17 protein-coding genes and 5 pseudogenes are annotated in these 25,435 nt (G+C 67.4%); 14 read left to right on the forward strand and 8 right to left on the reverse strand.

Annotated features, from left to right (window positions below; translation table 11 throughout):
• Nucleotides 1–3: 3 nt before the first annotated feature.
• The gene (gene glf / locus F1642_RS08645) at nucleotides 4–1,143 is read right to left on the reverse strand and encodes a UDP-galactopyranose mutase (protein ID WP_194886008.1); all 1,140 of its coding nucleotides are present in this window, start codon (nucleotides 1,141–1,143) and stop codon (nucleotides 4–6) included.
• A 92-nt stretch (nucleotides 1,144–1,235) separates the two neighbouring features.
• On the reverse strand, nucleotides 1,236–2,171 hold the full coding sequence (locus tag F1642_RS08650; protein ID WP_139598255.1) for an NAD-dependent epimerase/dehydratase family protein: 936 nt from the start codon (nucleotides 2,169–2,171) through the stop codon (nucleotides 1,236–1,238).
• A 79-nt stretch (nucleotides 2,172–2,250) separates the two neighbouring features.
• Here F1642_RS08650 and F1642_RS08655 point away from each other — a divergent pair, with 79 nt between their 5' ends.
• From F1642_RS08655 to F1642_RS08675, 5 genes are all read left to right on the forward strand, one after another.
• A complete protein-coding gene (locus F1642_RS08655; protein WP_194886009.1) occupies nucleotides 2,251–2,862 on the forward strand; it encodes a hypothetical protein in 612 nt (203 codons plus the stop codon).
• Nucleotides 2,863–5,436 carry a rhamnan synthesis F family protein gene (locus F1642_RS08660; protein WP_194886010.1) on the forward strand — a complete coding sequence of 858 codons (2,574 nt, stop codon included), beginning with the start codon at nucleotides 2,863–2,865 and terminating at the stop codon, nucleotides 5,434–5,436.
• Nucleotides 5,437–5,518: 82 nt separating this feature from the next.
• On the forward strand, nucleotides 5,519–6,259 hold the full coding sequence (locus F1642_RS08665) for a hypothetical protein (protein WP_194886011.1): 741 nt from the start codon (nucleotides 5,519–5,521) through the stop codon (nucleotides 6,257–6,259).
• 34 nt (nucleotides 6,260–6,293) lie between these two features.
• Nucleotides 6,294–6,569, forward strand: a complete 276-nt coding sequence (locus F1642_RS08670; RefSeq protein WP_194886012.1) for a hypothetical protein — start codon at nucleotides 6,294–6,296, stop codon at nucleotides 6,567–6,569.
• 139 nt (nucleotides 6,570–6,708) lie between these two features.
• Nucleotides 6,709–8,139 (forward strand): sulfotransferase, encoded by a 1,431-nt coding sequence (locus tag F1642_RS08675; RefSeq protein ID WP_194886013.1) that lies wholly within the window; start codon nucleotides 6,709–6,711, stop codon nucleotides 8,137–8,139.
• Here F1642_RS08675 and F1642_RS08680 read toward each other — a convergent pair.
• The 3 genes and pseudogenes from F1642_RS08680 to F1642_RS08690 all read right to left on the reverse strand — a co-directional run bounded on the left by F1642_RS08680 (nucleotide 8,136) and on the right by F1642_RS08690 (nucleotide 10,818).
• Nucleotides 8,136–8,810, reverse strand: a complete 675-nt coding sequence (locus F1642_RS08680; protein WP_052715241.1) for a 5'-nucleotidase, lipoprotein e(P4) family — start codon at nucleotides 8,808–8,810, stop codon at nucleotides 8,136–8,138. The genes F1642_RS08675 and F1642_RS08680 overlap by 4 nt on opposite strands.
• 84 nt (nucleotides 8,811–8,894) lie before the next feature.
• Nucleotides 8,895–10,137: pseudogene (locus F1642_RS08685) on the reverse strand (MFS transporter).
• A gap of 90 nt (nucleotides 10,138–10,227) precedes the next feature.
• Nucleotides 10,228–10,818, reverse strand: coding sequence for an outer-membrane lipoprotein carrier protein LolA (locus tag F1642_RS08690; RefSeq protein WP_045982343.1), 591 nt, complete (start codon nucleotides 10,816–10,818; stop codon nucleotides 10,228–10,230).
• 151 nt (nucleotides 10,819–10,969) lie between these two features.
• Between F1642_RS08690 and F1642_RS08695 the strand changes: the two are divergent.
• Both F1642_RS08695 and F1642_RS08700 read left to right on the forward strand, forming a co-directional pair.
• A pseudogene (locus F1642_RS08695) lies at nucleotides 10,970–12,206 on the forward strand (putative DNA modification/repair radical SAM protein).
• Nucleotides 12,203–13,625, forward strand: a pseudogene (locus F1642_RS08700) (UdgX family uracil-DNA binding protein). The pseudogenes F1642_RS08695 and F1642_RS08700 overlap by 4 nt, the downstream one beginning before the upstream one ends.
• A gap of 4 nt (nucleotides 13,626–13,629) precedes the next feature.
• On the opposite strand, the pseudogene F1642_RS08705 reads toward F1642_RS08700, so the two are convergent.
• The 3 genes and pseudogenes from F1642_RS08705 to F1642_RS08715 all read right to left on the reverse strand — a co-directional run bounded on the left by F1642_RS08705 (nucleotide 13,630) and on the right by F1642_RS08715 (nucleotide 16,724).
• Nucleotides 13,630–14,542: pseudogene (locus F1642_RS08705) on the reverse strand (glutaminase).
• Between the two features lie 55 nt (nucleotides 14,543–14,597).
• A pseudogene (locus tag F1642_RS08710) lies at nucleotides 14,598–15,823 on the reverse strand (UbiH/UbiF/VisC/COQ6 family ubiquinone biosynthesis hydroxylase).
• Nucleotides 15,824–15,872: 49 nt separating this feature from the next.
• A complete protein-coding gene (locus F1642_RS08715; protein ID WP_194886014.1) occupies nucleotides 15,873–16,724 on the reverse strand; it encodes an SDR family oxidoreductase in 852 nt (283 codons plus the stop codon).
• A 94-nt stretch (nucleotides 16,725–16,818) separates the two neighbouring features.
• Between F1642_RS08715 and F1642_RS08720 the strand changes: the two genes are divergently transcribed.
• From F1642_RS08720 to pdeM, 7 genes are all read left to right on the forward strand, one after another.
• Nucleotides 16,819–18,303, forward strand: a complete 1,485-nt coding sequence (locus tag F1642_RS08720) for an AMP nucleosidase (RefSeq protein WP_045982293.1) — start codon at nucleotides 16,819–16,821, stop codon at nucleotides 18,301–18,303.
• A 147-nt stretch (nucleotides 18,304–18,450) separates the two neighbouring features.
• On the forward strand, nucleotides 18,451–18,750 hold the full coding sequence (locus F1642_RS08725) for an HU family DNA-binding protein (protein WP_194886253.1): 300 nt from the start codon (nucleotides 18,451–18,453) through the stop codon (nucleotides 18,748–18,750).
• 124 nt (nucleotides 18,751–18,874) lie between these two features.
• A complete protein-coding gene (locus F1642_RS08730; protein ID WP_194886015.1) occupies nucleotides 18,875–19,765 on the forward strand; it encodes a DMT family transporter in 891 nt (296 codons plus the stop codon).
• A 59-nt stretch (nucleotides 19,766–19,824) separates the two neighbouring features.
• The gene (locus F1642_RS08735; RefSeq protein ID WP_194886016.1) at nucleotides 19,825–20,817 is read left to right on the forward strand and encodes a ligase-associated DNA damage response exonuclease; all 993 of its coding nucleotides are present in this window, start codon (nucleotides 19,825–19,827) and stop codon (nucleotides 20,815–20,817) included.
• Nucleotides 20,814–22,364, forward strand: a complete 1,551-nt coding sequence (locus F1642_RS08740) for a cisplatin damage response ATP-dependent DNA ligase (protein ID WP_194886017.1) — start codon at nucleotides 20,814–20,816, stop codon at nucleotides 22,362–22,364. The genes F1642_RS08735 and F1642_RS08740 overlap by 4 nt, the downstream gene beginning before the upstream one ends.
• Entirely contained in the window at nucleotides 22,361–24,736 is a 2,376-nt protein-coding gene (locus F1642_RS08745; RefSeq protein ID WP_370582838.1) for a ligase-associated DNA damage response DEXH box helicase, read from the forward strand. Before F1642_RS08740 ends, F1642_RS08745 begins: the two co-directional genes overlap by 4 nt.
• On the forward strand, nucleotides 24,733–25,431 hold the full coding sequence (pdeM, locus tag F1642_RS08750) for a ligase-associated DNA damage response endonuclease PdeM (RefSeq protein WP_194886019.1): 699 nt from the start codon (nucleotides 24,733–24,735) through the stop codon (nucleotides 25,429–25,431). The genes F1642_RS08745 and pdeM overlap by 4 nt, the downstream gene beginning before the upstream one ends.
• The last annotated feature ends 4 nt before the right edge of the window (nucleotides 25,432–25,435 follow it).

The raw sequence follows: 25,435 nt of genomic DNA on the forward strand, positions 1-25,435 counted from the left end.
TGATCAGAATCCGACCATTGCGGGCATTGGCCGGCCTTGGCCTTGATGCGTGTTGAACTGATTTGCCGTCTCCAGCGCCTCTCTGATCGTCACGTCCATGTCCAGATAGCGATACGTGCCGAGGCGGCCCACGAAGGTCACGCCGGGGGTGGCATGGGCCAGGTCGACATACTGCTCCAGCAGGGATTTCTCCTCGACCAGGCGGATCGGGTAATATGGCGTGTCGCCCGGCTCTGCCGCGCGGGAGTATTCGCGATAGCAGACGGAACCCTGGTGGCTCTCCCAGGGACTGAAATGCTTGTGCTCGGTGATGCGGGTATAGGGCACGTCGCGGTCGCCGTAGTTCATCACCGCGCAGCCCTGATAGTCGCCGTCATGGCTGAAGCGTTCGAAATCCAGCGTCCGATAGCCAAGGCGGCCAAGGCGATAGTCGAAGTATCCGTCCAGCGGCCCCGACCAGAAGACGTGATCGGCCTCTGCCGCCATCTCGGCGCTGTATTCCGTGCCCAGTTCGACCGTGATCCGCGGATGGTCCAGGATGGCCGCGACCATCGCGGTATAGCCGTCCTGCGGCATCCCCTGGAAACGGTGGAAGAAGTAGTTGTCGTCATAGTTGAACCGCACCGGCAGCCGCTTGAGGATCGACGCCGGCAGTTCGGTCGGCGAACAGCCCCACTGCTTTTCGGTGTAGCCCTTGAAGAAGGCCTCGTAGAGTTCCGGGCCCACGAACCGCAGGGCCTGCTCCTCGAAGCTCTGCGGATCGGTAATGGTCGTGTCGGCCTTGGAGTCGATGAAGGCGCGCGCCTCCTCGGGGCGCAGGGTGGTGCCGAAGAACTGGTTGATCGTCAGCAGGTTCACCGGCAGCGAATAGACCCGGCCCTGCGCGGTCGTTTTGACCCGGTTCTGGAACGGCATGAAGCGCGCGAAGCGGTTGACGTAATCCCACACGCCCTCGTCGTCGGTATGGAAGATGTGCGGGCCATAGACATGCATCATGACGCCGGTGTCGGCATCGCGTTCGGTATGGCAATTGCCGGCGATATGGGGGCGCGCGTCGATGATGCGGCAGTCATGCCCGGCCTCGGCCAGCTCCCGCCCGATCACGGCACCGGACAGTCCCGCACCCACCAGAAGAATTCTCATTGCCCCGCCCCGCCTTTGCGCATGGTCGACAGTCCGTCATGCTTTGGCCGATGCTATAGCGTGCCGGGAAGGGCAGGCCAACAGGCCGCCGCCTAGGCGACGGCTGAAACCTGCTGCTGCTGACAGATCCAGTCCCAGCTGTCGCGCATGCCCTGCTCCAGCGGGATGGTGGGGTTCCATCCGACCGCCTTTCGAATGCGCGCGATGTCCAGGATGATCCTGGGCACGTCGAAGCCGCGGCCGGGTCGATAGAGCGGCGACAGATCCCGCCCGGTGATCTGTGCCGTCAGCTCGACGATGCGCTTGACCGATGCGCCTTCGCCCGAACCGGCATTGAAGCAACCGTTGATCGGCGATTCCAGGGCGATCGCCGACAGCGCCGCAAGGTCGCGGACGTCGATGAAATCGCGAATGACGCTGCCGTCGCCCCATACCTCGATCTGTTCGCCGCGGGCGATCTTCCACAGATAGGTGCCGATGATGCCCTGCAGGCCTGCATGACCCTGGCGCGGGCCATAGGGATTCGAGGCCCGCAAGGCGACGAAATCCAGCCCATGCAGCTTGCGCTCCATGTGCAGATAGTTCTCGATGGCGACCTTGACGATTCCGTAAGAGCTGATCGGCTGCAGGGGGTGGCTTTCGGGCACCTCCTCGCACTGGGGCACGCCATAGACGGTGCCGCCCGACGACAGGAACACCAGCTTGTGAATGTTGCGGGCCCGCATCGCGTGCAGCAGCCGGACGGTCGCGATCAGGTTGCCCTCGATGTCGGCGCACGGGTTCAGGTTGGAGGTCGCGGGCACCGTCGTGCTGGCGCTGTGGATCACTGAATCGACATCGCGCAGAGCAACCTTCAGGACATCCTCGGATGAGAAGCTGCCCTTGACGTATTCCACCCCGGGCAGGGGGGGGCGGAAGGCTTCGGGTTTCATGTCCAGCACGCGGACGTTGTGTCCGCGGGCGACAAGCGCGTCGACGATATGAGATCCGATGAAGCCGCAGCCGCCGATCACTAGGGTTCGGTTCATGAATGATAATCCGTTATTGTCGCGGTATTCCGTCGAAACGCGGGCTGATCGTGACTGACATGCGCGGCGCAACGTGGCCTTGGCACGATCACCCATACCGGAAACATGCTGCATTGCAAACAACTGCAGGGCTGGCCATAAGCCCTGTACGGTCACCGCAATCCGGGTCTTTGGACAGCACCGCGTCGGCGGAACAGGTCACCCCGAGGGAGCAGGCATAGTGTTGATCCTACACGCGAAGGCAAGCCAGCAGGCACAGGCATTGTCTGCCGAGCTTTTGAAAGAAAACGACTTCCTTGTGCTTGCCGGGCCGGTGGGAGCATTCGATGCCACCGCGCTGCACCCCGGGCCGGGTCGGGTCGGCGGGACCGTTCTGCGCTTTACCCACCTGACCCCCCGGCCATCTGCCTTTCAGGTGTTGGCCGACTGCGCCTGCCTCTGTCAGCGGCTTCTTGCCGAACATCTGTGCGCCCTGCGCTATCGTCAACCGCAGGACGAACAGACCGCCTTTTCCGGCGATGCCCCCGTCGCCTGGTCGGCGCAGGCGGACGGAACCGTGACCGCATTCCGCATTGCTCCGATCATCGCCAGCAGTCCGCTGCTGATGTCGCTGTCACGCGATCTCTGTGGCCGGTCGATGTCGGACGACCGGCGCTTTGCCTTTCTTGCCGCCGCCTTTGCAGGAGCCTGAATGCCACAACTGAACGACATCTGGACGGCCATTGCCGGTCGCGCCGGGATCGCGGACCGACGCCCTGATTTTCGCTTCGACCCGGCATTCTACGCCCGCACCTATCCCGAAATCGACGGTGACGATGCCGCGCTGCTGCGCCATTTCGTCGACTGCGGAAAGGCCGAAGGCCGCAACGGCACATATTACAGTCTCCTGCGCCGACAGGCGCCCCATATCGACGGTGCCCTGGACAGGCTGGTCACGGACCCGGGCATTCGCGCGGCGATCGACGCCGGGCATCCCGATGCCCTGCACTTGGCGTTCGAGGCGATCCTGCTGGGCGCTCCGGTCGATGCGGCCATCTCGGACTTTTCGATGTCGGCCTATCTGGAATGGTATCCCGACATCGAGGCGGCGGGGATGAACCCGTTGATGCATTATCTGCGCTTCGGATCGGTCGAAGGTGGGCGCCGCACCCTTGCGGATCTGCGCAAGGGGCTGCACCGGGGCCAGCAGGTGTTTCGGCCCGAACTGCCCACCGTCCTGATCTGCGTCCACGAGATGTCGCGCACCGGCGCGCCCGTCGTCGGGCGCGATCTTGTCCGCGAGGCAAGCCGGACCCACAACGTCGCGGTCGCCGCCCTGCGCGGCGGGGACCTGCTGGACCAGTTCCTGCCGCACTGCTGCGGCGCGCTGGTGACCCAGAACCCGCTGCGCGAGATGCCCTACCTGAACGCCGACGTGTTCCGCCGGATCGACCATGCGATCCTGAATTCCGTCGAATGCGCGCCGTTCATCCATCCGCTGGTCGCACAGCAGGTGCCGTTCGCAGCCTATATCCATGAATATTCGGACTATACGTTCCCGTCGTGGAAGTCCCTGTACATGGCGGCCTTTGCGGATCTGCTGATCTTCTCCTCCGAACATGTCCGCGACAGCTGGCAGGGGCGCCTTGCGGATGTCGACTTCGACACCGCGACTGACAGCACCATCATTCCCCAGCATCCGCTGATCGACGGGCAGGTCACCGAACGGCGCCGGGTCGAGGCGCGGCGCAGGATTTCCGCGGCCCTGGGCCGTGATCTGGCGGATGCGCGCATCGTCTGCGGCGCGGGCCATGTCCAGTGGCGCAAGGGCACCGACATCTTCGTGCAGGCGGCGCAGATCTGCGCCGATGCGGACCCCGACACCGTGTTCGTCTGGATCGGCGACGGCCGGAACCACCAGGACATGGGGTTCGGCGTCTGGTTCGACTATCACCTCCGCCAGGTCGGCGCGAACCGGCCGGACGGCAACCTGTTCATGCTGCCGGCGGGGCCGCTGTATCTGGACGTGATGGACGCCGCGGATTCGATGTTCCTGTCCTCGCGGCTGGACCCGCTGCCGAACGTGGTCTTCGACGCGGTGCGGCGCGGCCAGACGATGGTCTGCTTCGACGGAGCCACAGGCTTTGCCGACGACCGGTATCGCGGATCCGACCGGATCACGCGCACCCCCTATGCCGACCCGGCCGCCGCGGTCCGGGCCCTGCTGGCGCTGCCCCGCAAGACGGGAACGCCGGACCAGGACCAGCCCGCCGCCGATGACGGCGGGCCGCGACTGTTCCACCGCATGCGCAGCGCCTTGCACGACCGCCTGGTGCAGCAGCGCAACTTCGTCCTCGGCGAAAGCCGGATCGACATCCCGCTGCTGTTCACCAAGTCCGAGGCCGACCGCCCCCTGCGCCGGCAGGAACGCGAGAAGCTGTTCCGCTATGGCCGCCGGTTGCTGTGGCGCGACGTGGACGACGCGCGCACGACCGTCGCCGCATCCGACAACTGGATGCACCGCCGCCTGCGCCTGGAGGAGTATCGGGCCATCGCGCCGGACGACGCCGGGGTGGCGGACTTTGCCATCCACGTCCATGCGTTCTACATCGACGATCTGGACGACGACCTGCGCGATCAGGCGGCCTTCGCACGGGCCTCGCGCATCGTCGTGACCACCGATACCGAGGCCAAGGCCGACCGGATCCGCCAGATGGGTGCCGACCGCGGCCTGACCATCCAGACGCAGCTGGTGCCCAACCAGGGCCGGGACATCCTGCCCTTCCTGCGGCTGTTCGGGCGCGACGGCCTGGCGGGCGACGATCGCATCTGGTGCCACCTGCATCAGAAGAAGTCGGTCCAGACGACCTCGCACGGCGATGTCTGGCGGCGTTTCCTGCATCGCATCCTGCTGGGCGACCAGGACATGCTGTCCTGGGCCGTCCGTCGGATCGCCGACCCCGACGTGGGCCTGGTCGCGCCGTTCGAGCCGCATTTCGTGCCCTGGGACGATTCGCGGCGTCTGCTGGCGGGCATCGCGGACCGCTTTCCGGGACCGATGCCGCAGAACCCGCTGCTGTTCCCGGTGGGCAACATGTTCTGGACCAAAGCCGATGTCGCCCGGCAGATGCTGGACCTGTTCGGAGAGGACCACCCCTGGCCCAATGAACCGATCCCGACCGACGGCACCGAGTACCACCTGATCGAGCGCCTGTGGCCCGCCATCGCCGCGCGGATGGGGCTGGATTCGGTGTTTCTGCACAAGGATGATGAGGAGCGGGTCTGACCCGGCGCCGCGCCTTCGTTCAAACGAATATGTGTGTGGGATCTGAGGACAAGCCTTGGACCACACTTAAGCAGGAGACGTCATGGTCAAGCTGATCGTTCATATTGGTCACGGCAAAACTGGGTCCAGTTCCATCCAAGAGACCCTTCTTTCAGGGCGCGATATTCTTGCTGATCAGGGAATAGCCTATCTTGGACTCATGCTGGAGCATGGTGGAGGGTTGAACCGTCATGATTGGCAGAAGCGGTCTGGCTCTGACATCTTCTTCGCCAATGCCCGCGATCCTCTCACCGCTAACGGCGAGATGTTCGCCGCTTTGTCGGAGGCGCTGTCACAATGCGATCGTGACGGCGTCACCAAGGCGATTTGGAGCAACGAGTGGCTGGCACCCCGCTCGGGGATGGTGCTCCCGGCGTTGCAGAAGATCGCCGAGAGTGGGCACGAGATCGAAATACAATGCTACGTCCGCCGTCACGACAAGTGGGCGATCAGCGCCTATTCGCAGTGGGGCCTAAAGCATAAGTCATACGATGGCAGGGTCCGTGATTTCGAGAGCTGGATGCCGGTTTTCGGAGGACGATCGATACGGTTTGCTGACGACATAAAGCCGTGGCACGATGCTTTTTCCGATAAGTTGAAGGTGTTCAACTTCGACGCCATAGGCGATGTTGTCGAACATTTTCTGGTTAATAATCAAATCGCAGGGGTACGGCCTATTAATGAGAACGTGTCTCCGTCTGCAGTAGAGATTGCGGCGCAGGCTGTTTTTCAACAGCAAGCATCCCATTTCAATGCGCCCCTCAGAGTACGACAAGGTGGCTAATCTTCTTCGGCGTGATGCTGAGACTGAACAACCTTTGTCGACCATCGACAAGTTGTTTCCCAGTCAGGATGCATTGAAGACGCTTCTGGATGATCGCAGAGATGATATCGCAACCTTGAACGAGCATCTCGCACGAAACGGGCAGCCAGAACTGGACTTCACTACGCCTCCCCGGCCAGTTGAGCATCCCACGCCTTGGGCAATGGACCAATATCTTTTGCGTCTTGTCTTCGGCCTGAATGATGAACTGATAGCGCTGCGCGCCCGGGTTGCGACGCTTGAGGCTTCACACAAGGCCAAGGAGAAGTAACTTTCTCTTGAACGCCTTGCAGGCATTTGCGATGGGCAGGAGACCGTCACGCAGACAGTCGGTCCCTGCCCGCCAGGCAGACCGACCCCCTTTGGGAGGAGGGGCGCGCTGCCTCTGACCCCGACCGGAGACGCATCAGATGACCTCGACCAGCCCGCAGACCGACCTGACCGTGCCGCCGGTCAGAACCGCCCTGATCGTGCTGGGCATGCACAGGTCGGGAACCTCGGCGCTGGCGGGTGTGCTGGGGCATCTGGGTGCGGCGCTGCCGCAGGACCTGATGGCGCCCTCGGACATGAACGCCAAGGGGTTCTTCGAATCGAACCGCATCACCGGGCTGAACGACCGTCTGCTGGCGCAGGCTGGCTTCACCTGGTGGGACCCGCGCCGCTTTCCCGCCGCATGGTTCGACACCCCCGAGGCGGCCACCCTGCTGGATGAGGCCGTCGAGGTGCTGCAGGCGGATTACGGCGATGCGGCGCTGTTCGTCATGAAAGACCCGCGGATCTGCCGCCTGCTGCCCTTCTGGATCGCCGCGCTGGACCGCTTCGGCGCGCAGGTCCGGATCGTGCACACGCACCGTGCCGCGTGGGACGTCGCCGCGTCGCTGGCCCGGTGGGCGGAGTACGAGCCCGAGTTCGGGCTGGTGCTGTGGTCGCGCCACGTCCTGGACGCCGAGGCCGACAGCCGCGCACTGCCGCGCTGCTTCACCAGCTTTGAGGCGCTGATGGACGACTGGCGCGCCGTGGCCCGCCATATCGCCGACGCGCTGGACCTGGACTGGCCGCGGGGCCCGGATCAGGCCGGCGCCGCGGTGGACGATTTCCTCAGCCGTGACCTGCAGCATTTCCGCGGCGCATCGGCGACCGGTCCCGACGGACAGCCCCTGCCTCCGGTGGTGGCAGAGTTGCAGCAGATCCTGGGCGCATGGGTCGATGAGGGAGAATCGTCGCAGGATCACGATCACCTTGACCGCCTGCGGTCGGCGCTGGATGCCAGCGGGCCGCTGTTCGACGGATTGGCCCTGCGGACCGTGCATCGTGCCCGTCAGGTGGCACATCTGTCGGGCCGGGTCGAAAGCCTGACGGCGGACCTGACCCAGGCGCGCCGGGACCTGAGCCGTGCAGGGCAGGAGGCCCACCGCCGTGACGCCCAGATCGCCGAACAGGCAGAGCGTCTTGAGGTCATGGAGCGGCGCCAGCACGTTGCGTCGGTCCAGTTGCGACAGCTGACCGAACAGCGCGAACGCGAGATGCAGGAGCGCCTGCGGCTGGCCATCGCACTGGACGACCCGAACGCCATGGCGGACCGGCTGGACGACCTTGCCGAACGCGTGGAACGTGTCACCGCCGAACGCAGCAGGGAGCGTGACCGCCTGAACGCCGAAGCCGAGGCCATGGCCATCGAAGGCGCGCGGCTGCGCGAGGACCTGGCCACGGCCCGTGCAGAACGCGATGCCGCGCAGCGCTGGGGTGCGACCCGCGAGGCAGAGCTGCTGGCCAGCACCTCGTGGCGCGTGACGGCGCCGCTGCGTGCGGTGTCGCGTGTGGCGCGGCGGCTGCGGCCCTAGTCGCGCTGCCAGGGGCGCAGCTCGGCCTCCATCCAGGTGCCGTGGGCGGCGTTGGGAAAGACGATCCAGTCCTGGCCGAAGCGGTCGGCGTGGTCTTCGGTCAGGCGGTGCTGATCCTCCAGCGCCGCCCCGGCGAAGGCGCCATGGAAATCGTGCAGCGTGTCGCCCAGTTGCAGCACGATGCGGTGCCCGTCCTCGACCTGTGCGCGGCGGGCGGCCTTGGGCGGACCGAACAGCAGGACCTGTTCGGCGCAGACCTGCGGCAGGCCGAGACGCGACAGGGTCGCGATGGTGGCCAGCTTGTTCTCCTCGAATCGGTCCGAGACGTAGAAGATCGTGACGCCCAGGCTGTCGGCCAGCGCAAAGAACTCGGCCGCGCCGGGGATCAGGTGGGGGTTGCCCTCGCGCTCCCACAACAGCCAGGTGTCGATGTTCTGGAACATCCCCTCGTTGTGCATTGCGGCCGCCATGACGGCGCTGTTGTCCAGGATCGTCTCGTCGATGTCGCTGAGGATCGCCAGTCCGGCGCCGCCGCCTGCCTGGTCAACGGCGGCACGCAGGCGCAGGGTCGCCAGCGCATAGCATTGCCGCTGCAGGGCGCGCACCTCGGCCGAGGCCTGCTGATAGCGGACGGCGATGGCGTGGTCGTGAGGCGTGCGGGTGGGCTGCATGATCTGTCCTTTGGTCGCGCGCAGCATAGCTATGCCGCGCGCGCCGCCGGGTCAAATGACGGTCCGGTGGTCTGCGCCGCGGCGTCAGATGGCGGGCGCGGGGATGCGATAGGGCGCCTCGCGGACGGGCAGGTGGATCAGGGCGCTGAAGGCCCCGATGCCCACGCCGATCCACCAGACCAGGAAATAGTCGCCCGACGCGTCGTATAGCTTGCCCCCCAGCCAGACCCCCATGAACGATCCCAGCTGGTGAGACAGGAACACGAACCCGTAGAGCGTCCCCATGTAGCGCAACCCATAGATATAGGCGACCAGACCCGAGGTCAGCGGCACCGTGGCCAGCCACAGCCCCCCCATGACCAGCGAGAACACGACCACCGTGGCAGGCGTCATCGGCGTCAGGATGAAGGCCGCGGCGGCGATGGTGCGCAGCGTGTAGATGCCCGCCAGCAGGTATTTTTTGGTATAGCGCTTGCCCAGATATCCCGCCAGGATCGCACCGCCGATATTCGCCAGCCCGATCAGCGAGATGGCGATCGCCCCAAGCGCCGACGTTGTGGCGATGCCAAGGCCCGCCAGCATGCCGGCAGGGTCGATGGGGCCGCACATCTCGGTGATCATCGCGGGGAAATGCGCGGTGATGAAGCCCAGCTGATAGCCGCAGGAGAAGAACCCCGCAAAGATCATCATGAAGGACGGGTCGCGGAACGCGCGCCGCAGAACGGTGCCCATGCTGTCCTCCAGCTGCGACGGGGTCGCGGGCCTGCCGTCGCCCAGCATCGGCAGGAACAGCATCGTCGACAGGACGATCACGCCGAAGATGATGAAGACCGACTGCCACGGATAGAAGGCCAGCAGCCCTTCGGCCAGGGGTGCGCCGAAGACCTGTCCCGCCGATCCGGCGGCGGTGGCGATGCCCAGGGCCAGGCTGCGGTTGTCGTCGCTGGCGGCCCGGCCGACCACGGCCAGGATCACCCCGAACCCGGTGCCCGCGATGCCGAAGCCCACGATGATCTCCAGCAGCTGGATGCTGGCCGGGGTCGTGGCGAAGGCGGTCAGGATCAGGCCGGAGCTGTAGAGGATCGCGCCGACGATGATCGCCCACCGGTCGCCCCATCGTTCCGCCATCGCGCCGAAGATCGGCTGGCCGATGCCCCAGGCCAGGTTCTGGATCGCGATGGCCAGCGAGAACTCGGCCCGCGGGCCAGCCGAAATCCTGTGCGATGGGAATCTGGAACACGCCAAAGCTGGCGCGCAGTGCAAAGTTGATCAGCAGGATCAGCGATCCGCCGATCAGCACGGGTGTCAGGATGCGGGAATGGGGCATGGCTGCAGCCTTGGATGGGGTCGGCCGCAGCGTTGCCCCCGGCATGGGGGCGCGTCAATCACGCAATTGTCAGGATGCAATCGCCGCCGGTCAGCGGCGCTGCACCTCGGACTGGATCGAGAACCGCGAGGCAGGGATCGTTCCGCCCTTTGACATCTCTCCCAAGATCACGGTGGTCTTCTGGCCGGTATCGTCTGTCACGACCCACTGGCGCAGCTCGGTTGGCGCGGTGAACACCATCTGGATGGTGCCGTTCTGCGGCCGCTGCGGGTCCTGCGCGGTGACGACGGTGCCGTTGTTCTGTTCGCTGTGACCGGTGACCATGCCCTGGCGGCCGAGGTTCACGTTGGCATCCAGGATGATCGACAGCGGCGTCTGGGACAAGGGATACTGCTGCGGGCCGCCGTTCGACTTGCCGTCGAAGATCGCCACGTTGCCGCCCGATGCCAGAACCAGCGTCGGGTCGTTGTCGTATTCGAACCGCACCCGGCCGGGACGCTGGATATAGACGGTCCCCGTCGATACCGTGCCGTCCGGGTTGATCTGCGTGAACTCGGACGTGACCGTGGTCAGGCTGTTGAGATAGCGCGAGATCTCGGACAGCGGAATGCGTTCGGCCAAGGCCGGAAAGGCCATGGCGACAAGAAGGGCGGGCGCAAGGGCGAGGGTGCGTATGTTCATGGTCCCGATCATATCCTTTCGCTGTTGCGATGCACATCACGTCTGACGGATGAACGCGCAGCCAACCATCGCGCGTCCGTGACGGTTCCGCATCATTTGTTTCATGCCCGACGCCTTGCGAAGAACGCATGGGGAACATATCTTTCCCGGCATGGCACAGCGCACCTTGCAGGACAAGCTGGCGATCCTGTCGGACGCCGCGAAATACGACGCCTCCTGTGCGTCCAGCGGAACGACGCGACGCGATTCGCGGTCGGGGGGCATCGGCTCGGCCGGGGGCACGGGGATCTGTCATGCCTATACGCCGGACGGACGCTGCATCAGCCTGCTGAAGATCCTGATGACGAATTTCTGCATTTATGATTGCGCCTATTGCATCAACCGCGTCAGCAGCAACGTCGAACGCGCCCGGTTCTCTCCGGAGGAGGTGGTCCGGCTGACATTGGAATTCTATCGCCGCAACATGATCGAGGGGCTGTTCCTGTCGTCGGGCATCATCCGCAGCCCGGACCAGACGATGGGCGACATGGTCCGCATCGCGCGGATGCTGCGGATCGAACACGGGTTCAAGGGATACATCCACCTCAAGACGATCCCCGACGCCTCGCCCGACCTGGTGGCGCAGGCGGGGCTGTTCGCGGACCGCCTGTCGGTGAATGTCGAACTGCCCCAGGATGCCAGTCTGCGCCACCTTGCCCCAGAAAAGCGCCCCGAGACGATCCGCGCCACCATGGCCGACGTGCGCCTTGGCCGCGAGGCCGCCAAGGACCGCAGTCATACCGGCAAGCGGCCGCCGCGCTTTGCCCCCGCCGGGCAGTCCACGCAGATGATCGTCGGGGCGGATCAGGCCACCGACGTCGACATCCTGAACACGTCGGCCAATCTCTATTCGGGGTATCAGCTGAAGCGTGTCTATTACTCGGCCTTCAGCCCGATCCCCGACGCGTCCGCCATGCTGCCCTTGATCAAACCGCCGCTGATGCGCGAACATCGCCTGTATCAGGCCGACTGGCTGATGCGCTTTTTACGGCTTTGACGCGACAGAGATCGGGTCGGCGCATCCGTCCGGCAACCTGGACCTGGCGATCGACCCCAAGCTGGCCTGGGCGCTGGCCAACCGGGCGCAGTTCCCCGTCGATGTCGCCCGCGCCCCGCGCGAGATGCTGCTGCGGGTGCCGGGCTTCGGCACCAAGACCGTGGGCCGCATCCTGACCGCGCGCCGGAACGGCGTGCTGCGATACGCGGACCTTTTGCGCATGGGCGCAATCATGTCCAAGGCCCAGCCCTTCGTCACGCTGCCCGACTGGACGCCGGGCGCACTGACCGACAGCGCCGGCCTGCGGGCGCGCTTTGCGCCGCCGCCTGAACAGCTGTCCCTGTTCGGATGATCCGGGTCCCGCTGCCGCGGTTCGGACGCTTTGACGCCTGGCGTCAGACCGCCCGCGATCTGGCCAGCGCACGCGTCCCGATGGAGGACGTGACCTGGGCCGACCCTGACACGCCCCCCGACCTGTTCGGCGCCGACCCGGCCCCGCCGCCGGGCGATCATCCGGTGATCGCCACACAGGAGTTCCTGCAACTGGCCCGTCAGGTCGCCAGCCATTTGGACCCGGAACGCTGGTCGCTGCTGTACGGGGCGCTGATGCGGGCACAGGGCGATCGGCGCTTTCTGTCCAATCCCGCCGATCCATTGATGGACCGCCTGTCGCGCATGGCGAAATCGGTGCGCCGCGACATCCACAAGATGCACGCCTTTGTCCGGTTTCACGAACTGCCCTCGGACGGGCCGCGCCGGGCCTTCGGTGCGTGGTTCGAACCCGAACACCCGATCCTGGAGGCCGGGACGCCGTTCTTTGCCAAGCGGTTCGCCGACATGGACTGGCTGATCGCCACGCCCGAAGGCACCGCTCGGTTCGACGGCGACACCATCGCCTATGACGACCCGGCCCCGCGCCCCGATCTGCCCGACGATGCCAGCCATGACCTGTGGCAGACCTATTTCGCCAACATCTTCAACCCCGCGCGCATCAAGACCAATGCGATGCGGTCCGAGATGCCCAAGAAATACTGGAAGAACCTGCCCGAAACCCGGCTGATCCCCGACATGCTGGCCGATGCGCCGCGCCGGGTTCAGGCGATGCGCGACGCGGGTGCGACCGATGCGCCGGCCTTTGCGCCCAGGATCACCGCCCGCCTGCGCCAGCAGCCCGACGACAGCACCCCCGACACGCTGGAGCAGGCCGCGTCCCAGGCTGCCCGCTGCACCCGGTGCGAGCTGTGTCATGCGGCCACCCAGACCGTCTGGGGGCAGGGTGATCCTGCCGCCCGCCTGATGCTGGTGGGCGAAGCGCCGGGCGATCAGGAGGATCTGGCGGGCCTGCCCTTCGTGGGCCCGGCGGGCCAGCTGTTGCACCGCACCATGGCCGAGGCCGGGCTGGCCCCCGACCGCGCGTGGATGACCAATGCGGTCAAGCATTTCCGTTTCACCCCGCGCGGCAAGCGCCGCCTGCACCAGACGCCTGACCGCGACCATGTCGATCAGTGTCGCTGGTGGCTGGACCTGGAACGCCGCATGGTCGCGCCGCGCCTGACCGTGGCCCTGGGGGCGACGGCGGCATTCGCGCTGACCGGCAAACCGCAAGCCGCTGACGCCGCGCCGCGGTCTGGTCGAACCGGCGCGCGACGGCGGCCCGGTCCTGATCACCTGGCATCCCAGCCTGATCCTGCGCCTGCCGCCCGACCGCGCGCCTGCGGCCTTGGCCGAACTGCGCGCCGATCTGGCGCAGGCCGTGCAGATGGTGGCCTGAGGCGTCAGCCGAAGACCGACCAACCGGTGAATTCGGCCAGCCGCTCGGCGGCCAGCGTGCCCATCTGCGAATTGCCCCATCCGTCCAGCCCCGGCGACCAGATCGCGATGGAGGCCTTGCCCGGCGCGATCACCAGCAGCCCGCCCCCCACGCCCGATTTCGCGGGCATGCCCACGCGGAAGGCGAAATTGCCCGACCCGTCATATTGCCCGCAGGTCATCATCAGCGCGTTGATGCGCCGCTGTTTCACCGGGGCCAGCAGCGCGGGCGCGCAGGACAGCCCGGCGATGACCCGGCCCGCGCGGGCCAGCTGGATGCAGGACATCTCGATCGCGCATTGGTGGACATAGGTGCCGATGACATGGTCCGGCGGATTGCGCAGATTGCCAAAGCTGCGCAGGTAATGCGCCAGGGCCGCGTTACGATAGCCGGTCCGCGCCTCGGACCGGGCGACGGCCTTGTCGATGTGGATGTCGTCATCCTCGGCCGCCGCGCGCACGAAGCCCAGGATCTCGGGCCAGGGTCTGCTGGGGGCTGCGTCCGGTCAGCAGCTGGTCGGTGACCACGATGGCGCCCGCGTTGATGAACGGGTTCCGGGGCCGGCCCTTCTCCTGTTCCAAGAGCAGGATCGAATCGAACCGGTCGCCCGACGGCTCGCGCCCTACGCGCAGCCACAACTGTTCGCCGATGCGGCCCAGCACGCAGGCCAGCGCGAACACCTTGCTGACCGACTGGATGGAAAATCCCCGATCCGCCTGCCCGGCGGTCAGCACCTGTCCGTCCGCCAGGGCCACGGCGATGCCGAACTGATCGGGGGCGACGCCGGCCAGTTCGGGGATATAGTCGGCGACCTTGCCCCAATCGGCGGCCTTGCGGATGTCGCGGTCCAGGTCCTGCAGAAAGCGTTCAAGCGTCATGGCGTCCCCCGATGCTGCGCAGAGCCTATGGCGCGAAACCGCCGCCCGGGGAAGGTTAAAGCGCCTGACCCGCCAGCATCCGCGGCATCGGCGACACGGACAGCCCCGCCGCCTGCCGCATGAAGCCGCGCCGCAGTCCTGGCAGTGCATCGACCACGCCCATGCCCGCGGCCGCGCAGCCCGGCCACGGCCGGATTGTCGGTCGCGAACAGTCGGTTCACTCCGTCCATGCCCAGTGCCAGCGTCGTCGCATCCGGTCTGCGCCACGCCTGATACCGCTCCAGCACCAGCGTGCTGCCGATATCCTCGCCGCGTCGGGCGGCATCGACCAGCACCTCCGCCAGGGCGGCGACGTCGCGCAGGCCCAGGTTCAGGCCCTGGCCCGCGATGGGATGGACCCCATGCGCCGCGTCCCCCACCAGCGCCACGCGGTCGGCGGCATAGCGTTCGGCCAGGGATAGCGACAGCGGATAGCTGAACCGCGGCCCGGCCAGCGACAGATCGCCCAGGAAATCGCCAAAGCGCGGCCGCAGGACCGCCAGGAAGGCGGCGTCGTCCAGGGCGGCGATGGCCGCGGCGTTCGCGGTGGTTTCCGACCAGACGATGTTGCTGCGGTTGCCGGGCAGGGGCAGGATCGCCAGCGGCCCGGTCGCCATGAAATACTGATGCGCGATGCCCTGATGGGGCAGGGCATGGTCGATGGCCGCGACCAGCGCAGTCTGGCCGTAATCCCAGCCCTGGCGCCGGATGCCCGCGCGCGTGGCCACGCCCGACCCCGCGCCCGTCCGCACCGATCAGCAGCCGGGCCGTCAACCGCTGCCCGTCGGACAGGATCGCGGTGACGCCCGCCGGGCCGGCTTCCTGGCCGGTGACGGACAGGCCGGGCAGGGTGGTGACCGTGCCCTCCATCGCATCGGTCAGGGCGGCGTGCAGGAAGCGGTCCTCCAGCATATGGCCCACCGGGCCTTCGCCCAGCTCGGCGCTGTCGAAATGCAGGAAGAAATGGCCCGCGCCCTCTCCGGGCTGGCCTTGGGACGCCTTGATCTGGTGGATGGGCTGGGCGTCGGGGGCCAGCCGGTCCCACAGGCCAAGCGCCTTCAGCACCCGGACCGAGGCGATGGCCAGCGAATAGGCCCGCCCGTCAAAGCCCGTCCCCGACCGCGCCCGCGCGGGGCGCGGATCGACCACGGCCACGCGCAGCCCGGCCTGGGCCAGCGCCAGCGCCAAGGTCGGGCCGTTCAGCCCGCCCCCGGCCACCACGATGTCGAAATCCTGTGTCATGGCCCGCAGCTTGCACGGGCCGTGGGCAAAGGCAATGCGGCGCGCGGCCTCACGCGCCCTGGGCCAGCAGGGCGGCCAGCCCGGTCCGGTAATCGGGATAGTGCAGCGTCACGCCCAGGTCGCGCTTGATCCGGTCGTTCCGGACCCGCTTGCTGTCGCCATAGAAGGACCGCGCCATCGGGGTCATGTCGGCCTGATCGAAGGGCACCGCGGGCGGCAAGGGCAGGCCCAGCAGGGTCGCCGCATGGGCGATCACGTCCTGGGGCGCGGCCGGGTCGTCGTCGCAGACGTTGTAGATGCCGATCGGGTCGGGCGCGTCGATCGAGGCCAGCAGGACCTGGGCGATATCCTCGACATGGATGCGCGAGAAGACCTGGCCGGGTTTGATGATGCGCCGCGCGGTGCCGTCGCGGACCTTCTGGAACGGACCGCGACCGGGACCATAGATCCCCGCCAGCCGAAAGATGTGCAGCGGCAGGTCATGGGCGCGGGCCAGGTCCTGCCACGCGGCTTCGGCGGTAATGCGGGCCTGACCGCGCGGCCCCGACCCGTCCAAGACCGAATCCTCGTCGACCCAGCCCCCGTCGCGGTCGCCATAGACGCCAGTGGTCGACAGATAGCCTAGCCACCGGAGCCGGGCGCGAGCCAAGTCGTCGCGGAACGCGGCCAGAACCGGATCGCCGTCCGGTCCGGGCGCGGTGCTGACCAGGATCGCGTCGGCCTGCGCGATGGCCGTGCGCAGCGCATCCTCGGACCCCGGCCACAGCAGGGGCACGGCGCCTGCGGCCGCGACGCGGTCAGGGTCGTCGCGGGTGGTGCCGGTGACCTGCCAGCCGCGGGCGGTCAACAGGGGTGTCAGGAAGCCGGCGCTGTAGCCGTGACCGAAAACGAGCATCTTCATGACGGCACCGTAACGGCGCGCGCGTGGCTGCGCCAGACGCTTGCCTGCCGCCTGCCGCGCTGGCAGGGTCGGCGCAGCAAGAAGGACAGATCCGATGACGACAGACGCCCGCTTTCTGCCGGTCCAGACCCCCGACGCCGCGGCGCCCCGCGACTTTACCGATGCGGCCGCGGCCGTGGCCCATCTGCGTGCGCTGTACGACCAGGCGACCGGCTTTCTGCTGGGCCATTTCACCGCCATCCTGGAAGGCACGTCCCCCGTCGCGCGCTATCGCGCCTTCTACCCCGAGGTGCGGCTGATCGTCCCGACGCATGGCAAGATCGACAGCCGCCTGTCCTTCGGCCATGTGGTCGCGCCCGGCGTCTATGCGGCCACGGTGACGCGCCCCGACCTGTTCCAGCATTACCTGACCGAGCAGCTGGGCCTGCTGATCAAGAATCACGGGGTACCCGTGACCATCGGCCTGTCGGACACGCCCATGCCTGTCCATTTCGCGGTCGCCGCCCAGAGCGATCTGGCCGTCCCGCAGGAGGGCGTTCTGGATTTCAGCCTGCGCGACGTCTTTGACGTGCCGGACCTCAACACCATGAACGACGACATCGTGAACGGCGTGGCCGGCGCCATGCCCGACGGCAGCCAGCACTTGGCGGCGTTCACCGCGCAGCGTGTGGATTATTCGCTGGCGCGCCTGGCCCATTACACGGCGACCGCGCCCGAGCATTTCCAGAACTTCGTCCTGTTCACCAATTATCAGTTCTATGTCGACGAGTTCGAGGCCTTTGCCCGGCGCGTCCTGTCGGACCCGGACAGCGGCTATACCGCCTTCGTCGCCCCCGGAAACCAGCAGATCACCGACGGCCATGACACGATCGTGCCGCTGTCCAAGCTGCCGCAGATGCCGACCTATCACCTGAAACGCGCGAACGGGCAGGGGATCACGCTGGTCAATATCGGCGTCGGCCCGTCCAACGCCAAGACCGCGACCGACCACATCGCGGTGCTGCGCCCGCATGTCTGGCTGATGGTAGGCCATTGCGCGGGCCTCAGGAACAGCCAGTCCCTGGGCGATTTCGTCCTGGCCCACGCCTATCTGCGCGAGGATCACGTGCTGGACGACGACCTGCCCGTCTGGGTGCCGATCCCGGCCCTGGCCGAGGTCCAGGTCGCCCTGCAGGAGGCCGTGGCCGAGGTCACCCAACTGGACGGGTACGAGTTGAAGCGCATCATGCGCACGGGCACCGTCGCCACCATCGACAACCGCAACTGGGAGCTGCGCGACCAGTCCGGCCCGGTCCACCGCCTGTCGCTGTCGCGCGCGGTCGCGCTGGACATGGAAAGCGCCACGATCGCCGCGAACGGGTTTCGGTTCCGCGTCCCATACGGCACGTTGCTCTGCGTCAGCGACAAGCCGCTGCATGGAGAGCTGAAGCTGCCGGGCATGGCGACGGACTTCTATCGCACGCAGGTCGCCAACCATCTGCTGATCGGCATCCGCGCGATGGAGAAGCTGCGCGACATGCCGTTGGAACGCATCCATTCGCGCAAGCTGCGGTCCTTCAGCGAGACGGCGTTCCTGTAGCGCGGCGGCAAAACACCAGCAAACGCGGGTTTTCGCGCGCGGGGCGAAAAAGGCTTGATCTGCCCGTCAAAACCGTGTGTAGCAGGCGATATGCCGCAAAAGGCGCAATTTGTGGGCCCGGTGCAACAGGGCAAGAGGAGACGGACCATGGCTACGGCTGCTGCAAAACCGATGACCAAGACCCAACTGGTGGCGACGATCGCCGAAGAAATGGGCTCGGACAAGAAATCCGCTTCGGCCGCTCTGGACGCGATCGTGGCGATCGTGACCCGCGAAGTCGCAAGCGGCGGCGCGGTGACCCTGCCGGGCATCGGCAAGATCGCCTGCCGCGCCCGTCCCGAGCGTCAGGTCCGCAACCCGCAGACCCAGGAAATGATGACCAAGCCGGCCGACAAGCAGGTCAAGGTCACCATCGCCAAGGCTCTGAAGGACAGCGTCAACAGCTGATCCGCAGATGCTGCGATGACGGATCGGGGTCGTGCCATCGGGCACGGCCCCTTTTCTTTATGTCTTCACCCCACGGCGGTGCTCTGCTAGCCGTTTTGCATCACCTGCAAGAAAGGCCTGGTCCATGGATCTTCGCGCGTTGCTGATGGGTCTGGCCTTCGCGGTGATGTGGGCCTCGGCCTTCACCTCGACCCGGATGATCGTGACCGAGGCGCCGCCGCTGATGGCGCTGGCCCTGCGCTTTGCGCTGTCGGGCGTGGTGGGCGTGATGATCGCGCTGGCCATGGGGCAGACCTGGCGCACCCTGACGCGGGCGCAGTGGCGCGCCGTGCTGATCCTGGGGCTGTGCCAGAACGCGCTGTACCTTGGCCTCAACTGGACCGCGATGCAATGGATCGAGGCGGGCTTGGCCTCGATCATCGCCGCGACCATGCCCCTGATGGTGGCCGCCCTGGGCTGGAGCCTGATGGGCGAGCGCCTGCGCCCGATGGGCGTGGGCGGCCTGATTCTGGGCGTGGTGGGCGTGGCGATCATCATGGGCGCGCGCCTGCAGGGCGGCAGCGACCTGACCGGCATCGTCATGTGCTTCGTCGCGGCGCTGGCGCTGGCGGTGGCGACCCTGACGGTGCGGGGAGCCAGCTCGGGCGGCAACGTGATGATGATCGTGGGCCTGCAGATGCTGGTCGGCGCCGTGACCTTGGGCCTGATCGCGCCCTGGTTCGAGATCTGGGACGTCACCTATACCCCGCGCCTGGTCGTGGCGTTCCTTTATACGGTGATCGTGCCGGGGCTGGTGGCGACCTGGGTTTGGTTCATGCTGGTCGGGCGCATCGGCGCGGTGCGCGCGGCGACATTCCATTTTCTGACACCCTTCTTCGGCGTGGCCACCGCCGCCCTGTTCCTGGGCGAGGATCTGGGCGCGGGCGACGTGATCGGCGTCGCGGTCATCATGGCCGGCATCCTGGCGGTGCAGCTGTCCAAGGCGCCCCCGGTCAAGCGTCCGCCGCCCAGCTGACGGACCCCTGCGGCCATCGGCGGCGTTGAACCCGCGCCAACCCCTGCAATGATGGTGCCATGCGTCCCGACCAGATCCTGCACCCGACCGAGGCCGGGCTCTATTGCCCGCCCGGCGATTTCTACATCGACCCGGTCCGCCCGGTGCCCCGCGCGCTGATCACGCACGGGCATGGCGACCACGCTCGTGCGGGTCATGGGGCCGTCATGGCCACACAGCAGACGCTGGACATCATGGCGATCCGTTATGGCGAGGATTTCACCGGCACCCGCCAGGCCGCGGAAGGGGTGGCCCGCATCGGCGATGTGCGGGTCAGCTTTCACCCCGCGGGCCATATCCTGGGCTCGGCCCAGATCGCGGTGATGCCCGACCGCGGCCCCAAGATCGTCGTGTCCGGCGACTACTGCCGCGCCCCGAACCCGGTCTGCGCCCCCTATGAGCCGGTGCCCTGCGACATCTTCGTGACCGAGGCGACCTTCGGCCTGCCGGTCTTCCGCCACCCCGACCCGCTGACCGAGATGACCAAGCTGATCGCCAGCATGGCAGAGTTTCCCGAACGCCAGCACCTGATCGGCGCCTATGCCCTGGGCAAGGCGCAGCGGGTCATCGCGCTGGCCCGACAGGCCGGGATCGACGGTCCCATCGCCATCCACGGCGCGCTGCAGCGGCTGTGCGATTTTCACGTGGAACAAGGGATCGACCTGGGTCCGCTGGTTCCGGCCACCGCGAAACAGGTCGATGCCCAGCTGGTCATCGCGCCGCCCTCGGCCTTTGCCAGTGCCTGGGTCCAGCGCTTCCGCGACCCGGTGATCGGCTTTGCCTCGGGCTGGATGACGGTGCGGGCGCGGGCGCGGCAGCGGGGGGTGGAGCTGCCCCTGGTCATCAGCGACCATGTCGACTGGCCGCAGGTCACACAGACCATTCTTGAGCTGGCCCCCCAGGAGGTCTGGATCACCCACGGGACCGAGGACGGGCTGATGCGCTGGTGCGCGCTGCAGGGCCTCGCGTCCCGCCCCCTGCGCCTGATCGGATACGAGGATGAGCCGGAATGAAGGCTTTTGCCCATCTGCTGGAACGGTTGGCCTTCACCGCTGCGCGCAACGCCAAGCTGCGCCTGCTGCGCCATTACCTGGAGGCTACGCCCGACCCCGACCGCGGCTATGCGCTGGCCGCGCTGACCGGTGATCTGAAGCTCAGGGCGGTGACGCCGGGCCTCTTGCGCGGGCTGATGGCGGGCCGAGTGGACGAACAGCTGTTCGCCATGTCCTATGATTTCGTGGGCGATCTGGCCGAGACCATCGCGCTGCTGTGGGACACCGACCAGGATCAGGACGTGCCCCTGCGGGACGCAGTGGCGCTCCTGCGCGATACGGGCCGCGCGGGGCTGCCTGCGGCGATCACCGCGATGCTGGACCGGCTTGGTCCGTCTCAACGACTGGCCTTCCTGAAGCTGGCCACGGGAAACATGCGCGTGGGCCTGTCCGCCCGCATGGCGCGCATGGCCTTGGCCGAGATGGGCCCCCCCGAGGTCAAGGACATCGAGGAGATCTGGCACGGCCTGACGCCCCCCTATCAGCCGCTGTTCGACTGGATCGCGGGGGGTGCGCGCCCGGAACACGCGGCCCGCGCGCCCTTCCGGCCCGTGATGCTGTCCACGCCGGTCGATCTGGATCAGCTGCGCGCCTTCGATCCCGCCGATTACATCGCGGAATGGAAATGGGACGGCATTCGCGTTCAGGCGATCAACGACGGCGGCACCCGGCGCCTCTATTCCCGGACCGGAGAGGATGTGGGCGCGGCCTTTCCCGACCTGCTGGAGGCGCTGAACTTCGACGGTGCGCTGGATGGCGAGCTGCTGGTGCGGCGCGGCGCCGACGTGGCGCCCTTCGGCGATCTGCAGAAACGCTTGGGCCGCAAGGTCGTGGGGCGCGCGATGCTGGACAGCCATCCGGCGGGCCTCAGGGTCTATGACGCGATGATCTGGCAGGGGCGCGACCTGCGCGACCTGCCGCATCAGGAGCGGCGCGCGGTGCTGGAGGGCGCCGATTTCGGCAGCGACCGGATCGACCTGTCGCCATTGCTGCCCTTCCGGACCTGGGACGACTTGGCCGCCCTGCGCGCCGACCCGCCTTCGATCGTGATCGAAGGCGTGATGATCAAGCGCCGCGACAGTCCTTACGTCGGCGGCCGCCCGCGCGGGCCCTGGTTCAAGTGGAAACGCGACCCGATGGTGGTGGATGCGGTGATGCTCTATGCGCAGCGCGGGCATGGCAAGCGGTCGGGCTTCTACAGCGATTTCACCTTCGGCCTATGGGACGGGACGGCGCTGGTGCCTGTGGGCAAGGCCTATTTCGGCTTCACCGACGAAGAACTGCGCGAGTTGGACCGGTTCGTTCGGAACAACACCACCGAACGCTTCGGCCCCGTGCGCTCCGTCGCACCCAAGCTGGTGCTGGAGGTCGCGTTCGAGGGGCTGAACGCCTCTCCGCGCCACAAATCCGGGGTCGCGATGCGCTTTCCCCGCATCAGCCGCATCCGATGGGACAAGCCCGCCGCCGAGGCCGACCGGCTGCAGACGCTGAAGGACATGATCCCGTGACGCTGCCCCCCGCGTTCCAGGACTGGTTCGCCCGGCAGGGCTGGCAGCCGCATCCGCATCAGATGGCCCTGCTGGAGGCCAAGGAGGACAGCCTGCTGATCGCGCCGACCGGGGGCGGCAAGACGCTGGCGGGGTTCCTGCCGTCGCTGGTCGAACTGACCGCGCCGCATAAGGGGATGCACACGCTGTACGTCTCGCCCTTGAAGGCGCTGACGGCGGATATCGCGCGCAACCTGTCGCGCCCGGTCGCCGATCTGGGCCTGGACATCCGCATCGAGGACCGCACCGGCGACACCCGCGCCAGCCAGCGCGCGCGCCAGCGCATGGACCCGCCCGACATCCTGCTGACCACGCCGGAATCGCTGGCTTTGATGCTGTCCTATGAACAGGCGCCCGCGATCTTTGGGGGCCTGCGCCGGGTGGTGCTGGACGAACTGCATGCCTTGGCCGAGAACAAGCGCGGCGATCAGCTGATGCTGGCCCTGTCGCGGCTGCGCGCGCTGGCGCCCGACCTGCAGGTCACGGGCCTCTCCGCCACGGTCGAGGACCCGTCGCGGCTGGCCCGCTTCATGGGCGGCGCAACCGTGATCCACGCCGACCCCGGCCCCGACCCCGACATCGCCATGCTGCCCACCGCCAAGGCCCCGCCCTGGGCGGGCGCGGGCGGGCATTACGCCGTGCCCGACGTGCTGGCCGCCGTGGCGCAGGCCACGACCACGATCATCTTCATCAACACCCGCGCCCAGGCCGAGCTGTTCTTTCAGGCGCTGTGGGCCGCGAATGACGCGAACCTGCCCATCGGCCTGCATCACGGCAGCTTGTCGCGCGAGGCCCGCGCCCGGACCGAGGCCGCGATGGCGGCAGGCGAATTGCGCGCCGTGGTGGCGACCGGCAGCCTGGATCTGGGCATCGATTGGGGCGCGGTGGACTTGGTGATCCAGGTCGGCGCGCCCCGGAACGTCAAGCGGCTGGTCCAGCGGATCGGGCGGGCGAACCACCGCTATAATGCGCCGTCACGGGCGCGGATCGTGCCCGCCAACCGGTTCGAGGTGATCGAATGCGTGGCCGCCCTGCAGGCCGTGCGCGAACGCGATCTGGACGGCGATGATCGGGGGCCGGGGCCGTTGGACGTGCTGTGCCAGCATATCCTGCTGACCGCCTGCGCGGGGCCTTTTGATGCCGACGCCCTGTTCGCGGAGGTCCGCACTGCCGGGCCCTATCGTGACCTCACCCGCGCCGATTTCGATGACTGCGTCGCGTTCGCAGCCACCGGCGGCTATGCGCTGCGGGCCTATGACCGCTGGCAGCGGCTGATGGAACGCGACGGGCGGTGGCGCCTGCGCGACCCGCGCGCGGCGCGAAACCTGCGCATGAACATCGGCACCATCGTCGAGGCCGAGATGCTGAAGGTCCGCTTTCGCGGACGCGGCGGCGCACCCTTGGGCGAGGTCGAGGAGGGCTTTGCCGCGACCCTGGCGCCGGGCGACACCTTCCTGATCGGCGGACAAACGGTGCGATACGACGCGCTGCGCGAGATGGTGGTCGAGGTCACGAAACAGCCCTCCAAGGAGCCCCGCATCGCCACATTCTCGGGCATGAAGCTGGCCACATCGACGCAACTATCCCATCGGGTTCTGGCGCTGATCGGCGATCCGGCAGCCCATGCCGGCCTGCCCGCTGACACCCGCGACTGGCTGGCGCTGCAGGCGCGGGTGAGCACGCTGCCGCGCCCCGGCACCCTGCTGACCGAGGCGTTCCCCCACCAGGGACGCTGGCATCTGGCGGTCTATGGCTTTGCGGGCCGCAATGCGCTGCAGACCCTGGGCCTGCTGATGACGCGGCTGATGGAGGAGGCGGGGCTGGGCCCCCTGGGGTTCCTGGCTACCGATTACGCGCTGCTGATCTGGTCGCTGGACCCGGTGACCGACCCCGCGCCTTTGCTGGACCGCGACGGTCTGCGAGAGGGTCTGGGCGACTGGCTGGCCAGCAATGCGGTGATGAAGCGCAGCTTTCGCAACGTGGCGACCATCGCGGGGCTGATCCAGCGCAACCTGCCGGGCGCGCGCAAGTCGGGGCGGCAGGCGACGTTTTCCAGCGACATCCTCTATGACACGCTGCGCAAGTATGACCCGGACCACCTGATGCTTCGCATCACCACGGCCGAGGCCAGCCGGGGGCTTGTGGATTTCGGCCGGATCGAGGAAATGCTGGACCGCACCGACCGCCTGGACCACCGCACGCTGGAGCGCGTGTCCCCCCTGGCCGCGCCGCTGATGCTGGAACTGGGCCGCGTGCCCATCGCGGGACAGGGACGCGAGCGCATGGCAGAGGCGGAGGCTGCGGCATTGATGGCAGAGGCAGGGCTTTCGTGACGTTTCACCCTTTTGATTTCGACGGTCAGGCGTTGCAGGCGCGGGCTACCGGCGCGCTGTTCTGGCCGGAACGGCGATGGCTGATCGTGGCCGACCTGCATCTGGGCAAATCCGAACGCATGGCGCGGCGTGGGGGTGCCCTGCTGCCCCCCTATGAGACGCTGGAGACGCTGGACCGTCTTCAGGCGGAGATCGCAGCGACCGATCCTGCGGTGGTCGTCAGCCTGGGGGATGGGTTCGACGACGACGCGGCGGGGCGCGCGCTGCCCGACGATGTCTGCGACCGGCTGCGCACGATGGCCCAGGGCCGGCGCTGGATCTGGGTCAGCGGCAACCACGACCCCGGGGCGATCTGTCCCCGCCTGCCCGGCGATACCGCGGCGGAGCTGCATGACGGCCTGATCCTGCGCCACGAGGCGGGTCAGGGGCCCGACGTGTCGGGCCATTACCACCCCTGCATCCGGCTGGCGGGCCAGCGTCGGCGGTGTTTCCTGGTCGGCCGCGACCATCTGATCCTGCCCGCGTTCGGTGCCTATACTGGGGGGCTGGAGGTCACGGACCGGGCGCTGGCCGCGCTGGTGCCGCAGGGGGCTGGCAATCGCCTGCGGCGCGCGCGCCCTGCCGGTGCCGGTGGGCATGCGTCGCCGCGCATGAAAAAGGGCCGGCACGCATTGCGGCCGGCCCCGTCATCCTGAGTGG

Source organism: Paracoccus sp. NBH48 (genome assembly GCF_015390265.1).
In the GTDB taxonomy this organism is placed as follows: Bacteria; Pseudomonadota; Alphaproteobacteria; order Rhodobacterales; family Rhodobacteraceae; genus Paracoccus; species Paracoccus marcusii.

Bases quoted from the DNA above. Each gene is read 5' to 3' on its own strand.
- glf (WP_194886008.1), bottom strand. From the start codon at position 1,143: ATGAGAATTCTTCTGGTGGGTGCGGGACTGTCCGGTGCCGTGATCGGG.
- F1642_RS08650 (WP_139598255.1), bottom strand. From the start codon at position 2,171: ATGAACCGAACCCTAGTGATCGGCGGCTGCGGCTTCATCGGATCTCAT.
- F1642_RS08660 (WP_194886010.1), top strand. From the start codon at position 2,863: ATGCCACAACTGAACGACATCTGGACGGCCATTGCCGGTCGCGCCGGG.
- F1642_RS08665 (WP_194886011.1), top strand. From the start codon at position 5,519: ATGGTCAAGCTGATCGTTCATATTGGTCACGGCAAAACTGGGTCCAGT.
- F1642_RS08675 (WP_194886013.1), top strand. From the start codon at position 6,709: ATGACCTCGACCAGCCCGCAGACCGACCTGACCGTGCCGCCGGTCAGA.
- F1642_RS08680 (WP_052715241.1), bottom strand. From the start codon at position 8,810: ATGCAGCCCACCCGCACGCCTCACGACCACGCCATCGCCGTCCGCTAT.
- F1642_RS08690 (WP_045982343.1), bottom strand. From the start codon at position 10,818: ATGAACATACGCACCCTCGCCCTTGCGCCCGCCCTTCTTGTCGCCATG.
- F1642_RS08715 (WP_194886014.1), bottom strand. From the start codon at position 16,724: ATGAAGATGCTCGTTTTCGGTCACGGCTACAGCGCCGGCTTCCTGACA.
- F1642_RS08720 (WP_045982293.1), top strand. From the start codon at position 16,819: ATGACGACAGACGCCCGCTTTCTGCCGGTCCAGACCCCCGACGCCGCG.
- F1642_RS08725 (WP_194886253.1), top strand. From the start codon at position 18,451: ATGGCTACGGCTGCTGCAAAACCGATGACCAAGACCCAACTGGTGGCG.
- F1642_RS08730 (WP_194886015.1), top strand. From the start codon at position 18,875: ATGGATCTTCGCGCGTTGCTGATGGGTCTGGCCTTCGCGGTGATGTGG.
- F1642_RS08735 (WP_194886016.1), top strand. From the start codon at position 19,825: ATGCGTCCCGACCAGATCCTGCACCCGACCGAGGCCGGGCTCTATTGC.
- F1642_RS08740 (WP_194886017.1), top strand. From the start codon at position 20,814: ATGAAGGCTTTTGCCCATCTGCTGGAACGGTTGGCCTTCACCGCTGCG.